Here is a 14,610-nt window from a genome sequence, read left to right on the forward strand (position 1 = left end):
TCATTTAACACCGGCTATGCTGGGAGAACGTTCGTTGGACGAAAGGAGCTAATAGTAGCGAACTGACATGCGCTAACGTTTTCCCAACAGCCCCGCCAGCGCTGAATGTCTGCAAGCGTGGCTTCCGTTTCGTCTTGTATCAGCGCCAATGATATAACGATTCCGTCCATTCGATCGTCGATGACGGCTTTGTAAAGTGAGAAACGAGAAGACTTTTGCTCGAGTTCGATGAAGTGCAATGCTCCATTGTTGAACACGACCACCTTCACCGGCAGTCTGCACTGAGCAGGCATGTCCACCATCGCTAGTTCGAGCTTCCTTGCCAGACTGCGGCTTGCTCCAGATCAGGGTAGCCATCACCGCTGGCATAATCTCCAAGATAGTCTGCTCCGATGCCGCCCGTCGCGGATTGTCTGAGTGACGACGTGTATCTTTTCCTCATCGACTTGAAAGCAGTTGCGCGTGTTGCGGCACGGATTCAAGGAAAGGAGAGCATCGCTCATCTTGCAAGCCTGCGTACACTCATCCCCGCTCCGGGTGGCTCCATGCACTTAGCAACCGCCGTGCCAGCGTTGCCCTTTGCTCCTTAAGTCTACGCCGAGAACTTGCGGCCGACCGATACGCCAGGCGTTTTGCGCCTGACAGGATTGTGCAATGCTAGAAACCGAACAACGATCGCAACGACTGTTGGCATTCTTTCTTCGTGGCCCGCTTAGCCATGAGGGTTGGTCTGATGGCGCATCGGCCTATAATGAAGATCAGCTTATGCTCCGCTCGGTCCCCGGCCGGTTCCTCGCAACAACATGCAACAACCTTCAAAAAACCTGTGCGCCCGTGCGGCATTTGCCGAAAATATGCCGAAAAGATCGGGCGCTTTCGGGTCGGTCGTAGTGTCTATGATGAGACATTCCGGCCTAAGTTGCAGTTGGGCTGGCGTGAAGATTTCCGCAACCGGCCATTTCAGACGGGGAGGAACTCGCAGTGCCACAAATGACCATCGCTCAGGGAGCTAGGGTAAAATCGCGCATCGGCGCAATCTTGCGTGCGACTAGCGGCAATTTTCTGGAGCAGTTCGACTTTTTTCTGTTCGGCTTTTACGCCAGCGCCATTGGGAAGGCATTCTTCCCGTCCGAGAGCGAAACGGCTTCGCTACTCAACACCTTCGGCGTGTTCTGGCTGGGCGCCTTGATGCGTCCGTTCGGCGCGATCGTGCTCGGAGCCTATATTGACAAGATCGGCCGTCGGAAAGGTCTGATCGTCACGCTCTCAATCATGGCAATCGGCACTGTGATCATCGCCTTTTGTCCCAGTTACGCGACGATCGGCATTGCCGCCCCCATCATCGTGCTAATCGGACGGCTGCTGCAGGGCTTTTCAGCTGGCGTCGAAGTTGGCGGCGTCTCGGTCTATCTGTCGGAAATTGCAGCTCCGGGCAAGCGTGGTTTCTACACCTCGTTCCAGTCTTCCAGCCAGCAGGTTGCGATCTTTGTCGCGGCGATCGTCGGCTATGTGCTGAACGAATCGATGGCGGCGGAAACAGTAGCTGCCTGGGGCTGGCGCATCCCGTTCTTTATGGGTTGCCTCATTATTCCCCTTATCTTCTTCCTGCGCCGGACGCTCGAGGAGACGCCAGAATTTCTGACCATGAAGAAGCACCCTACGGCCCGCGAGGTCTTTACCTCGGCCCTCACCAATTGGCGCGTCATCATTCTCGGCATGATGATCGCGATCTTGACTACCACAACGTTTTATTTCGTTACAGTCTACACGCCCACATTCGGCAGGAACGTCTTGAAGCTATCCAGCCAGGACGCTCTCTTGGTGACGCTTTTGGTTGCTGTCAGCAACTTCATCTGGAATCCAATTGGCGGCGCCGTCTCCGATCGAATTGGTCGCAAGCCGGTTTTGCTAACCATTGCCGGCCTTGCGTTGGTGACCACCTACCCGGCCTTGCACTGGTTGGTGAGCGTCCCCACTTTCGGCAAGATGCTGGCAGTAGCAATGATGTTCTCGTTCTATTTCGGCATCTATAGCGGCACCATGCTGGGCGCTCTTGTTGAGATTGTGCCATCGCATGTGCGCACAACCTGCTTCTCTCTGGCTTTCGCACTCGCGGCCGCATTGTTCGGCACTTTTACGCCACTCGCCTCGACTTGGTTAATCGACCGAACGGATGACAAGGCTTCGCCCGGCTTTTGGCTGATGTTTGCAGCCCTGCTCGGCATCATCGCAGCACTTACTGTCTATCCAGGGACCGCTAAGCCATCGAAAGTTGCGAAACCATCCCGGTCTGAACGGCCGGGCAGGGCTTTAAGCGTACACGCCACACCAGGCTAGCATCGCCATGGTCGACGCCTTCCTGGTTTCCGGCGCAATCTGGCCCCGACCATTGCTATCGACCTCTTGGTTTCGATCAGGCCCTCTCATTCCTGGCAGTGGTGTCCCCTCAGCGGGCGAGCCGTGTGCTCTGATAACATTTGCTCATCGCCAAGCTCCTCAAGATCAGGCATCTCGTGCCAGTGTCGCAAGGTCGGTTTCAAGTTTTGGTTGATGCTTGAAGATGGCATCGATCAACGCTTGCGCCGGCTGCTCGGCGGCCTCCACCAGCGCCGCCTTCTCCGCTCGCGCAGAGGGGGCAAACACCCGCTTGACGACGGTCGGGGAGCCCTTGAGACCGCACCTGGAGAGGTCTTCGACACCAGCATCTTGCGCGCTCCATTTCACGATTGGCATGCGAGCGGCACGCAATGCATCGGCCATGGCACCGCGGCGAATTTGGTTGGTCGCCTCCAGCATAGTGATGAGGCACGGCAACCTGGTGTGCAGGACCTGGACACCGCCCTCAGAGCGCCGCTCCGCTTCAATCGTACGCGCGGTAAGATCCAGGGCTTTGACCTTGGCGACATAGGTCAACTGCAGCACGCTGAGCCGTTTAGCGATGCCGGGGCCAACCTGCGCGGTGTCCCCGTCGATCGTCTGCTTGCCGGTAAAGATGAGGTCTGGCATACCATATTCCTTGGCGATCTTTCGGATGGCAGTTGCCAGTGCGTAAGTTGTTGCCAGCGTGTCGGAGCCCGCGAAGCAGCGGTCGGTGAGAAGAACGGCACGATCGGCGCCGAAGGTCAGCGCCTTGCGTAGGGAATCCTCCGCCGAGGGGGGGCCCATTGTAAGTACGGTGATTTCGCCGCCAAACTGATCGCGCAGCTGCAACGCAGCCTCCAGCGCGAAGAGGTCGTACGGATTGATGATAGTCGGCACGCCCTGACGCATGATCGTATTAGTCACAGGGTGCACCCGGATCTGCGCGGAATCAGGGACCTGCTTGATGCAGACGACACTGTGCATTGCTCCTCCAGAAGCTGCTAGCCTGGCGAAGAGAACAGCAAGTGTCATACCAACGCGCGACGGCTCATACTCGACATCAAAGGCAATGACCTAAACGAAACACCGGTACTGCCGCCTCGCGCTCGCCGACGAAATAAACTCGACATTCGTCGTTGCTGCGACAGCTTCTCGCAACGACATGGTGTGCAGCCAATATGATCGAGGAACGCTTAACCGAACGAAAGGCGCCTCTATCCCGAGTCAATCCGGACGCAGAATCAACCCGCCGCAGCTGGTTCAGCGCCTAGGGCGGCCTGGATCCGCACCCAATTTTCAGCGAATGGCGCCTTGCACGGCGAGGAGCAAGTCGATCACTCGTGGAGCATGGTGCACTTCTCCTGTACGCCTGATTAGCACGGCATCGTCGATCATGACCAAATTCGGCACCGGGCGTATCCGATCTTGCACCCGATTGGCATCGTCAGGATCGCTGCGATTAGGATAGGCCTCGCGTCCAATAGCCTGGTCAAAACCGCTTGATCTCGATGCCGTATTTTCTCAGCGCGTAGCCGATCTGGCGCGGCGTTAATCCAAGCAGGCGCGCCGCCTTGGCCTGTACCCACCCGGATCTTTCCATGGCCGCAATGACCCGCTCACGATCAGTTATCTTCGCGCCACCTACCAAGGCTGTGCCAGCAGGTGCCGGCGGAGCGAGATCGCCCCCGACAGGCGAGGCTGGTGCAGCAGCTTCTGCTAGCGGCGCTGCGACGCTCGCGGCCATAGATGCTCTCGGTCCCGGCTCGTGCGCTATCTCGTCCGATCTGCTCTTCCATAGCACCGCAGACAGACACTGGCCATGGCAGCATGCAAAGTCATTTCTGCCGATCGATGGACCGGGCGCTAGAGTCGCAGTACGCGCGACGCAATTATCGAGCTCGCGGATATTGCCGGGAAAGCCGCACTTCATCAGTACTTCAATAGCACTCACATCGAAGGTCAGTTCACGGCCGTTCTCGCGATTGAATTTTTTGAGAAACTCGGCGGCGAGAAGCGGAATATCACTGCGCCGCTCACGCAGTGGCGGCAGCAGCAAAGGAACCACGCTGACCCGATAATAGAGGTCGGCGCGGAACTCATTTCTTGCCACGGCCTCTTCAAGGTTCTTGTTGGTCGCGGCAATCACGCGAACATCGACCTTGATTGTCTGGTTACTACCGACACGTTCGAATTCCCGCTCTTGTAGCACCCGCAGCAACTTCGCTTGGAACGACGCTGAGATCTCGCCGATTTCGTCCAAGAACAACGTCCCTTTGTCGGCGAGCTCGAAGCGTCCCTTGCGGGAATTGAACGCGCTGGTAAAGGCACCCTTCTCATGCCCGAACAGTTCGGATTCCAAGACTGTCTCAGGAAGGGCCGCACAATTAAGTTTAACGAAGGGTCGTTTGGCACGCGGCGAGAGCTCGTGAATAGCCTTGGCGACGAGTTCCTTGCCAGTACCGGATTCGCCCCGTACCAAGACCGTGCTATTCGATTTGGCTATCACCGCGATCTTCTCCAGCAACGCACGCAATGGCGGGCTGTCGCCAATGATCCCGTCGATATGGACCTTTTTGCGTTCTCGCGGAGGTTGTTTGAGCTCTGGCTTCTGCAACCGATCCTTCTCGGTCACCAACCGTTCGCGGTCGCCCGCAGACATGCGATGTAGCTTCACCGCCTGGCCCACCAGATTGGCGATCATGGCGAGGAAGCGCACGTCGTAATCGAGCCGTCCGCTCAAGCTTTCATCGAAGATGCGGTCGATAGTCAGAGTACCCGCGACTTTCGCATCAATCCGAATAGGAACGCCGATGAACGACACTGATATGTTGTCGCCGGCTCCGAGCGCATTTACATCCGCAGCACTGAAAGCCGCCTCCGTTGTTACGTTCTCCGCAATCAGCGGTTTATCGGTCGCTACGATATGGTCAATGGCCTTCTTCGGCAGGCTCATTCGGTAGCGCTCATCGCTATCTTCGCTCCAGCCCGCGCCCACAGTCATGTCCGGCATTCCATTATCGTCGAAGAGCAAGACAATGCCGTTTCGCATTTTCACAAACGATTGAAGAAGATTGACGACATTGGTCAACGTAACTTCGAGCCGGCCTGGCGCCGCCAGTACCTTCGATATTTCGGCAATTCCGGTTAGCGCGCTCTCGCGTGACGACTCAATAGAGACTTCACGGCCGCCCTCGGACTGTGAGATAAGCTTTTCGCGTGCGGAAGGGATATGCAGCATGACACCTTGTTCGGGTTTGCGAGCTTCGCGTTGCATGTCATTGTCGATCTAGCGTCAAGTTTTGACGAGATGACATAGAAAGATGGCATCTTTTCCTGCACGGCAATCAATTGCATACGCGGATCTGGCGGCAAGCAGGAGTTTCATTGACGTGGCTCAAATCAACTGCGAATTGCCAAGTCTCGCCGACTAGAGGTGTTGCCCACCATTGATCGGCATTTCGGTACCCGTGACATAGCTTGCAGCATCCGAGCAGAGAAAGAAGATGACCTTGGCCACTTCCTCAGGTGTGCCGACGCGGCGCAGGGGGATATTTGGCACAAGACGCGCTTCCGTGTCCGGCGACAGCATGTCTGTCCTGATCTCTCCGGGCGCGATTGCATTCACACGAATGCCATGCGGTGCATAATCATGTGCCATTTCGCGGGTGAGGCTCGCGAGCGCGGCCTTCGAAGTCGCATAGGCGCTGCCGGCAAACGGATGGACCCGCGAGCCCGCGATCGAGGTGACGTTGACAATCGATCCTGACGCGGCCTTCAGTTCGTCCAACAAACCTTGCGCCAGCAGGATCGGCGCCACGAGATTGAGGTGGAATACCCTCATCCACGTTTCGATTGATGTGGTCAACGAGGTCAGCCGGGCGCCGTCTGACGTTTTCGGTGAAGTTCCAGCGTTATTGATCAATGCGTTCAACGGCGCACCCGCGAGCCGCCTTTTCACCTCGGCGATCGCGCGGGGCAGTATTCGATGGTCACTGAGGTCAACCTGCAGATGGTCGTCGGCCCCTGACTCCCAAGGACAGCGCCCGCCATCGAACGGTTGACGAGCGCATGAAATGATGCGCCATCCCGCTTCCGAAAACAGCTTGGCGGTAGCGTGACCGATACCGCGGGACGCCCCGGTCAGAAACAGTGTCTTCCGTTGTTCGTGCTGGACGCACGCCCTCTCGACGTGAAACCGACGGCCTACGTCCACCGCCGACCCCGCACCGGCGACCGTGTTGCCGTTTGGTAGATCGATAAGCAAGGGGCACCTCCCATCCTCTAGTCGCGCCCACGTGCGCGCTGCAGGATTTGGGCCACAGCGATGACGCGGAATGCTCGGCAATTTCACGGCCAAATGTCTTGTTCTGTCGGATTCGAGACCCTGTTTGCTTGCTTTCCGACAGCAGCAACGCTTGATCTGGCGAGCCTGGCCTAGAGTGCACTCAACCGTGAACATGGGTTGGGACACCGCGTGTCGTGGATCCTCAAGAACTAACCAACCGAGCCGCGATGCTGGTTGCTTCCTCCGCATCGTCCACGCACGATCTCAACGAATGAGTGGGTCGGATGGCTGCAGCCTCTGATCTCGGCGTTAGCTTTAAGCTACCCTCATATTACTAAACAATGTGCGGAATAAAATTCCAGTCAAGAACTCCACCGGGAAACAGCATGCTGTCCTTCAAATGGGTCATCAGTTGACGTGAAAGGCAAACCTGACGTGACGCACTTGCTAGGTGAGGTTCGTCCGCAACGGGCCACAACTGTTATAGGCCTTCATCGTCTGCTTCAGCGGGAGGAATCGACCAAATTTAGGCTTTCACGGAGCTCGAGATCTCCGGGCAGTTCCTCAATCACGGTTATCCGGCTCGGATCGTTCAAATCGAACTCAACAATCCGCGGCACAAAGAGGCGGGCATAACGTGTAAACGCGCTCGTTGGCGGGAAGCGGATCACGGTGTCGCAGCGCGCGAGGAGATACATCTCGACGAGAGCGGAGACGCCACCATCGACCCCGAGCGCCGGACTGTGCAAGGGGCCGGCCTGCTGGGTGAGAAAGTGCTTTGGGATAGTCATGAGTTCAGGAAACGCGGCCGTGAGCCGCTCAAGCACTTGCGCGCTGTCCGTGCACAAAAGCACCTTCACGGGCTTGGGATGCGGAGATTCCTTTACCTTGTGAATGGCCATGCATACTTGCTGCAACGCGAATTCCGGATCGGCCCAGTATGGAGTATGCCCCATGATATCTTCGCCGTTGCCGTGCCGCACATGAACGCCGATTATGCTATGTCCCGCAAACTGATCTCGATAGATGGCGTCGATCCGCCTCTGGATTTCAGACCGAGGCCGGACGCTCCGAAAGATCTGCCGTTCGGCATCTTCACCGCACCCCCACATCAAGCAGGCGTCACACACGACCGTGTTGGCGTCGCAATCAGCTTGGCTTTCGAACAGCTGACGCAGCTCGTCGCGCTCTCGGAAAATTTGTTCATCTGGACGGAAGATGCTGTCGATCGATGGCTTATTCCACCACCGTGGGAAGAATGGGCCGGGGAACGAGAATTGATTGATCTGATCATCGCAGATGACCCGTACGCCAGCAATGTCTTGAATCGGTTCAAAGAACACCGAAAAGGCATTCACGAATGGCTGATCGAGATAACAGGAGCCCCGCCAGTCGATAGCGAGTGTCCGATGAGTTCGCTTCGCATAACTCCAAGCCGCCGCCAGTGACCACAGGCAATCGCCGAACCCCGTACGTCGGCGAGAAACCACGAATCGCTGATTCATCGAGCCACTAATCTGCATTAGCCCTGCCTCGTTCCCGGTTACCGCCTGGATGGCGGCGCATTTACGTTAGACTCTTCCCAATGCTATCGTCGTCGAACATAATCCAGATCAGTTCCGCTGCTAACGCTTCACAGCATGGCGCGCTGACTTGTCAGGACGACGCAGAAAGCGCCGCATTCGTCGCCTTACGTTTGAGCGGTGCCTGGATGCGTGCGTGCGGCGTGTGAAGGATACAGGTTGACGCGGCGCTGCTCCCACAGACGCCGCAGTTCGTTCACGAGAGCTTCACGCCTCGCCTGATCGAGCGTCACTGCGTCAAGGAGGTCTCCGATAACGCCCTCGCCTTTGATCCGCGTCAGCAGATCGAACACGTCATGTGAGAGCCGCACACTGTTACGACTGGAGTGGCCAGTACGGATTTCGCACACGGTCTCCTGGCGATCTGGCGAGGTATGCGCACGAACTTGATAGAGAGACGCATAAGGCGGCAACGAGATCGAGAACGCTGTCCAGTCCTCAAGCTTTGTCGCCCGTTTTTTGACTAGGAACGGCCCAACCACAAGTCCATCCAGGTCTGTTGTCAGAAAGGTTGCGATCGCGTCTCCAACCGAATCCACGATCGGCTCGGCATTATTGTTAAATGAAGTATTGAGCAGGACCGGAATGCCGGTCTTCCGCTTGAACGCATTGATGACATCCCAGTAGGCCGCATTTGTCCTCTGCGACACCGTTTGCAGCCGCGCTGTGCCGTCGACGTGAGTGACGGCACCCAGCAAGCCGCGCTTATCGTTGCGGACGCGAACGACAAAGTTCATAAAGGGGAAATGGCGCGTGCCATCAGGAAGTTCAAAGAATTCGTCCGCATCCTCCTCGAGCACTGACGGCGCAAACGGTCGATAGCCCTCACGCTTCTTGACCATCGCATTGATTCGGTCCTTGTTGGCGGCCGGCCGCGGATCGGCAAGAATGCTACGGTTACCAAGAGCACGTGGCCCGAACTCTGAACGACCCTGAACCCAGCCAATCACGGCGCCGTTGGCCATCCATTCTGCCGCACTGCCTGCGACGTCATCACTGCGTTCGATGTCGAGGTGACTGGCCCATGCATTCAGTTCCTGCTCCACGGCGCTATCGCTTCCGAGGTGGGGACCCCAATAAACCGCCTCAAGGCGCTCACGGGGAGCGGGCCGCCCCAGCTCGTCGGACACCATAAGGGCGGCGCCTAATGCACAACCGGCGTCGTGCGCCGCAGGTTGCACGAAGATATCTTCGAAAAGCCCCGAATACAGTAGCTTACCGTTCACAGTGCAATTGTGTGCTACGCCCCCAGCCAGGCACAACCGCTTCATCCCAGTGAGCTCGCGATAGTGCCTTACGATATGAAAAACAATCCGCTCCAGAGCCTCCTGCAATGAAGCACTCACATCTCGATGCTGCTGCGTGAATGGCATTCCCTTTCTCCGAACCTCGATGTTGCGGAGCAACGCCGGTCCGATTCGGTCCAGATGGACGCGGTAGCCACCATCGTCTAAGAGTTCGTAGAATTGTTCGAAGAGCTTGCGATAAATTGCAGGATTACCGTAAGGGGCCAACCCCATCACCTTATATTCGTCGAATAGACCGTAACCGAGATATCGAATTGCCTCGAGATAAAACAGTCCCAGAGAGTTATTCTCCGGGAAGGTTGTGAGTCGCGCAATTTGACCGCCAGACCCCACCGCCACGAGGCCAGATAGAAAGTCGCCGCCTCCGTCAATCGAGAGGATCAGGCTTTGCTCAAAGCCAGACATGGCGAACGCGCTAACGGAATGGGTCAGATGGTGATCCACGAATGAGATGCGTGACGGATCAACCTCGGTGCCGAACTCCTGCATTAGCAGCTTTTGCAGCAAGAGTTTGGCATCCAACGGGATCGAGAGCTCCGGCTGCGAAATGAACAAACGTTCAAGCATAGCGTTGCAATAGGCCTCGGTCGCATAGAATGCGATGCGATCGATGTCGCAGAGCTGCACTCCGGCCGATACCAGGCAGTGTTGTATTGCACTGCGTGGAAACTTGTTCGAATGCTTGATCCGATTGAGTCGCTCTTCCTCGACCGCTGCTATCACACGTCCGTCGCGGACCAGTACGGCGGCTCCATCGTGGAGAAATGTGTGAGGCAATTCCAGTGGATTTTCGTGGACCTTGTCTAGACCGCCGCTCATTCCAAGACACAGCATTTTTCTCTCCATTCACTTGACAGCGAGGCCGCGGTGGCCTGTCACACAACATTTCTATTTATGCGTAAGGTGCTAAACGCGCGCCCAGCCGAGGCTCGTCGAATTGGGGTTGGCCGCAAGCCGAGTTCGCAACAGCACCATATTCGTCTCCTTCGTCCCGTCGCGCAGGCGTCAACGCATTAGGCGCCGACGCAACATCGCCGTGGACAGGAAGAACGGCAGGACCGCGTAAACGCAAAGTGCACTGATATGCAGGCCGGCGCTGCCCGCTGGCCGTCCGAGCATCGTAGGGCGGATCAGGTCAACCGAATGTGCTAGAGGCAGAAAGCTCGCTATGTGCTGCACTGTGCTTGGCAATTGATCCGAAGGAAACACGGCGCCGCACAAGAACACCATGGGTGTCATGACAAGCGTTTGGTAGAACACGAAATAATCGTAGCTAGGCGCAAGAGATATCACGACCATGGCCAAGCTTGCGAAAACGACGCCCGTGAGCGCGATCGCCGGCATCGAATAGAGAATGGACGGCCACTCCGCATAGCCTAGGATGGCTGCAACGGTCCAAATTGCCGTTCCTGCCAAAACGGCCTTGCTAGCTGCCCAAACCAACTCACCTAACACGATGTCGCCAAGTGTTAGCTGCGTGGACAGGATAGCGTCCCAAGTGCGCTGACTATCCATGCGGGCGAAAACCGCATACAGAGTTTCGAACGTCGCTGCGGTCATCGCGCTAGTTGCGACCATGCCAGCTGCGAGAAACGCGATATACGAAGTTCCGTCAACGCGACCCACAATTATTCCGAGACCAAAACCAAGGCCCAACAGGTTGGTCATCGGATCGGCGAGGTTCCCGAGAACGGATGCGAGCGCGACCTTCCGCCATGCCAGAAAGTTGCGATGCCACACCGCGATCCAATTGTACGCGTTGGCGGGCATGACCGGTGAATAGCCTTCCCTCATCGCTTCAATTCTCCAACTCCCGTCCGGTCACTCTAAGGAACACGTCTTCGAGATTCGGAGGCCGCTGCAGAAGCCGTAGACCCGCGTACCCACGCAGTTGCGCGCGCACCCGCTCCGGATCTCGCGCGTAGCAAAAGAGGGTCTCGCCGCTCACTTCCATGTGTCGCACATACGGTCTCACCTGCGTACACAGATCATGAGGGTTTCCGCCATAGATCTCGACCACGTCGCATCCGATATGCGCGTCAATCAATTCTTGAGGCTTGCCTTCAGCGATCTTGCGGCCCTGCTCCAGCACGCACAACCGGTCGCATAATCGCTCGGCTTCTTCCATGAAATGGGTGGTCAAGAGGATCGTCTTGCCGCGCGCCAGCAACACACGCAAGCGCTCCCATATCAGGTGCCGAGCGTGGGGGTCTAAACCGGTTGTTGGCTCGTCCATTATCAATAGATGTGGGTCGTTGATCAGTGCACGGGCCAGCGTCAACCGCCGCTTCATGCCGCCGGACAGCTCCGCAACGCGCGCCTCCGCCTTATGCTCGAGGCGGGCGAACTCAAGCAGTGACGGCGTGAGCGCTTCGATCTCACGTACGCTCTTATTAAAGTAGCGCCCGAATACGAGCAGGTTCTCGCGTACGGTAAAATTGAGTTCAAGGTTGTCGAACTGTGGGACGACACCGATCCCCACTCGCGCCAGGCGGGCGCGTGCGGGTACGGGCTGGCCGAGCACGGTGATCTCGCCCAGGTCCGGCGATACCATCCCGAGCAGCATACGCGCGATCGTGCTCTTGCCCGCGCCGTTCGGTCCCAGTAGACCGAAGCACTCCCCCCGCGCGACCGAGAACGACAGCTCGTTGACAACGATCTTGTCGCCAAAGGCCTTCATTACGCCAGCAAGGTTGATCGCTAGGGTAGACATGTTCATTTTTAGGCTGAAAGAAGTCGCCCAGCCGGCGACGACTCCCCTACCGCTGTCTTGGTCCAGAGCCGCCCGTCGCACCAGATATGCTCAACACGTCCCCATTGACAGGCCGCGGCCACATCCGGGAAAAAGCCACGTCCGAGGTGGTTGGCACTTGTATTGCAGAGCAGCGGAATGCCCGTGAGCCGCTCATACTCAATGAGAAGCTCGGCGACCTTATGTTGGGAGGTTCTCGAAATCGTCTGCAATCGCGCAGATCCGTCCAGATGTATGACAGCGGGGATTTTGTCCCGCCACTCCGCTCGCGTCTGGTGATCGAAAAGCATGTAAGGATCTGGTGTACCGGGGTCGAAGATTTCCGGCGCCCGATCCTCCAAGCATATCGGCGCCACCGGTCGAAAGCGTTCGCGACGCTTGATGTCGTTGAGATGATCCTTCATTGCGGGGGACGTCGCCGCTGCGAGAATGCTTCTGCCCCCCAAGGCGCGCGGTCCGAGCTCGGCGCGCCCCGCGAGGAAGATCACGGGCTTGTTGTCGGCAAGAAGCGCCGCGAGCTCGCGCATACTGCACGACACGACCTCCCATTCAGCCGGACTCTCATGAGCTTGCAGCGCCGGACCACTATAGACCGACCATTCCAGCGGCACGAAGCCATTCTGGGCTGCCATCGCGCAGCACGCGGCACCGATCGCCGAACCACTGTCATTAGGAAAGGGCGGTACCCAGACGTCATCGAACAAGCCGGTACCGCGCAGCGCACTGTTCCATTTGATATTGAGGCCGCACCCGCCTGCTATACATAGATTGCGCGCTCCCGGAAGCGACGAATGCCGCAGCAACGCCATCGCGATTTCTCGGACCAGAAGACGCTCGAGGAAACAATGAAACGACGCAAGTACATCTTCATGCCGCTTGTCTGTCAATCGCAACGCGCTTACCTCGAAGAACTCATGCATAGCGGCAAGTGACGATTCCGCGCTATTGATATCGGCGCGGTAACGACGGGCTGACTGCGTGTCGCCTGCAAAATGCCTTTCATAAAGCTCTTGAAATACCGCAATGATGTCTTCATCAATAGACCCAAGCGCAATGTACGCCATCAACTTTCCTGCGACACCCAGGTCCCAGTTGCTGCGATCTGACTTCTTATAGGGTCCGAAGTGATGACCTGCGGCCGCATAAGCATGCCCAATCATCGGAAAGAGACATTCGATGAACCGCGCGCCTCGGCGCTGTACATGGTACAGGCGCGGTGTAATTGACCCGTCCCACACAAGGCAGAACGCCGGCTGTCCGGCCTTGACAAACGGACTGGTGCAATAGGCCGAGGCCACATGGCCTGCGATGTGCGGATAGCTGCTATAAGGGAAGTCGCTTCCGTCGAGCATCAGGCCAAGACCGTCACGTGAATTGAGAACGCCATCGGCATGGCGCTCAACATATGGTGCTCCTTTGAGCGTGACCGATGCCCCGCCGCTGAGGACTTTAAACTGCGACTCGATCTCCCCGTCCCAACCGTCGATGACAAAGCGATCAACGTCCTGCGGGGTAAGACCATGTTCCGCCAAGGTGGCGACAACTATGTCGAGGTTGTCGATAACTTGATACCGCGGGTTATTTCCACGCTTCTCCTGCTCCACGCAAAAGACCAGCCGTCCGTCTTCGACAAGCGCGATCGCGCCGTCATGGGTCAGCTTGATACCGCAGATGCGCATCGTATCTCCGTGCCTAATGCTGCAAATTCAATTGATTCGACGTTTGTCCGGCATTTATGAAGCTTGCGAGCAGGCAATCTTCGTCAGCCGACTCGCCATGACATTCCAGCCTCTCGACCTCGGTCAACGATTCATTCAGCATGGCCATCACCGTCTCGGCGCCAGCCGCATGCCCCCAGCGTCGGCATATCGCATCACGCGCGGACCCGAACACCAGACGCCCTTCTGGCGCAAGCATCTGCACGAAGTTACGGACCGCCGTACGCATTCTGGCCACATCGTCGAGGTAATAAAGAACCTCGGCCACGACGATCAGATCGAAGCGCTCCGCGGTCGAGAATCGTTCAATGTCGGAGATTGTCCAGGTAATGTGCGAGCATAGCTGCATCCGTTGCCGCGCGCGATCAATTGCTCGCGAAGCTACATCGACGACGGTGAGCCGTTTGCAATAGGGCGCGAGCTGTGTCGTGAAAGCGCCGGCCGCACATCCGACCTCAAGAGCATTCCCTATAGCTCCACTTGAACGCGACAGCCTGAGCATTTGTGCGTGGCGCTCCCGCTCGAAGGGGTTACTATCAAGCCGCCACGGATCATCGACGGCTAATTCCCGGTCCAGCAATTGATAAATCTTGTCCAGGCTCAC

At 57.3% G+C, this 14,610-nt stretch carries 10 protein-coding genes; 1 reads left to right on the forward strand and 9 read right to left on the reverse strand.

What is annotated here, in order from left to right:
• The first annotated feature begins 990 nt into the window (after positions 1–990).
• On the forward strand, positions 991–2,337 hold the full coding sequence (tcuC, locus tag QA639_RS33995; RefSeq protein WP_283088231.1) for an MFS transporter: 1,347 nt from the start codon (positions 991–993) through the stop codon (positions 2,335–2,337).
• Between the two features lie 165 nt (positions 2,338–2,502).
• On the opposite strand, the gene QA639_RS34000 is transcribed toward tcuC, so the two are convergent.
• From QA639_RS34000 to nodS, 9 genes are all read right to left on the reverse strand, one after another.
• The gene (locus tag QA639_RS34000; protein WP_283088232.1) at positions 2,503–3,345 is read right to left on the reverse strand and encodes an electron transfer flavoprotein subunit beta/FixA family protein; all 843 of its coding nucleotides are present in this window, start codon (positions 3,343–3,345) and stop codon (positions 2,503–2,505) included.
• Positions 3,346–3,850: 505 nt separating this feature from the next.
• Entirely contained in the window at positions 3,851–5,635 is a 1,785-nt protein-coding gene (gene nifA, locus QA639_RS34005; RefSeq protein WP_283088233.1) for a nif-specific transcriptional activator NifA, read from the reverse strand.
• A gap of 153 nt (positions 5,636–5,788) precedes the next feature.
• A complete protein-coding gene (locus QA639_RS34010) occupies positions 5,789–6,574 on the reverse strand; it encodes an SDR family NAD(P)-dependent oxidoreductase (protein ID WP_283090663.1) in 786 nt (261 codons plus the stop codon).
• A gap of 575 nt (positions 6,575–7,149) precedes the next feature.
• Complete coding sequence (locus tag QA639_RS34015) at positions 7,150–8,169, reverse strand: nodulation protein NodZ (protein WP_283088234.1); 1,020 nt, start codon at positions 8,167–8,169, stop codon at positions 7,150–7,152.
• A 167-nt stretch (positions 8,170–8,336) separates the two neighbouring features.
• Positions 8,337–10,370 (reverse strand): carbamoyltransferase family protein, encoded by a 2,034-nt coding sequence (locus tag QA639_RS34020; protein ID WP_283088235.1) that lies wholly within the window; start codon positions 10,368–10,370, stop codon positions 8,337–8,339.
• 171 nt (positions 10,371–10,541) lie between these two features.
• Complete coding sequence (locus tag QA639_RS34025; protein WP_283088236.1) at positions 10,542–11,330, reverse strand: ABC transporter permease; 789 nt, start codon at positions 11,328–11,330, stop codon at positions 10,542–10,544.
• A gap of 4 nt (positions 11,331–11,334) precedes the next feature.
• Complete coding sequence (gene nodI, locus QA639_RS34030; RefSeq protein WP_283088237.1) at positions 11,335–12,255, reverse strand: nodulation factor ABC transporter ATP-binding protein NodI; 921 nt, start codon at positions 12,253–12,255, stop codon at positions 11,335–11,337.
• Positions 12,256–12,257: 2 nt separating this feature from the next.
• Positions 12,258–13,967: a nodulation protein NodU gene (nodU, locus tag QA639_RS34035; protein ID WP_283088238.1), complete on the reverse strand. Its 1,710-nt coding sequence runs from the start codon at positions 13,965–13,967 to the stop codon at positions 12,258–12,260.
• 13 nt (positions 13,968–13,980) lie between these two features.
• Complete coding sequence (gene nodS / locus QA639_RS34040; protein ID WP_283088239.1) at positions 13,981–14,610, reverse strand: nodulation methyltransferase NodS; 630 nt, start codon at positions 14,608–14,610, stop codon at positions 13,981–13,983.

This window comes from Bradyrhizobium pachyrhizi (assembly GCF_029714545.1).
Taxonomy (GTDB): domain Bacteria; phylum Pseudomonadota; class Alphaproteobacteria; order Rhizobiales; family Xanthobacteraceae; genus Bradyrhizobium; species Bradyrhizobium pachyrhizi.

What these genes read in the sequence shown, in the direction of transcription:
- QA639_RS34000 (WP_283088232.1), bottom strand. Translation starts at nt 3,345, where the DNA reads ATGCACAGTGTCGTCTGCATCAAGCAGGTCCCTGATTCCGCGCAGATC.
- nifA (WP_283088233.1), bottom strand. Translation starts at nt 5,635, where the DNA reads ATGCAACGCGAAGCTCGCAAACCCGAACAAGGTGTCATGCTGCATATC.
- QA639_RS34025 (WP_283088236.1), bottom strand. Translation starts at nt 11,330, where the DNA reads ATGAGGGAAGGCTATTCACCGGTCATGCCCGCCAACGCGTACAATTGG.
- QA639_RS34020 (WP_283088235.1), bottom strand. Translation starts at nt 10,370, where the DNA reads ATGCTGTGTCTTGGAATGAGCGGCGGTCTAGACAAGGTCCACGAAAAT.
- tcuC (WP_283088231.1), top strand. Translation starts at nt 991, where the DNA reads ATGACCATCGCTCAGGGAGCTAGGGTAAAATCGCGCATCGGCGCAATC.
- QA639_RS34015 (WP_283088234.1), bottom strand. Translation starts at nt 8,169, where the DNA reads ATGCAGATTAGTGGCTCGATGAATCAGCGATTCGTGGTTTCTCGCCGA.
- nodU (WP_283088238.1), bottom strand. Translation starts at nt 13,967, where the DNA reads ATGCGCATCTGCGGTATCAAGCTGACCCATGACGGCGCGATCGCGCTT.
- nodI (WP_283088237.1), bottom strand. Translation starts at nt 12,255, where the DNA reads ATGAACATGTCTACCCTAGCGATCAACCTTGCTGGCGTAATGAAGGCC.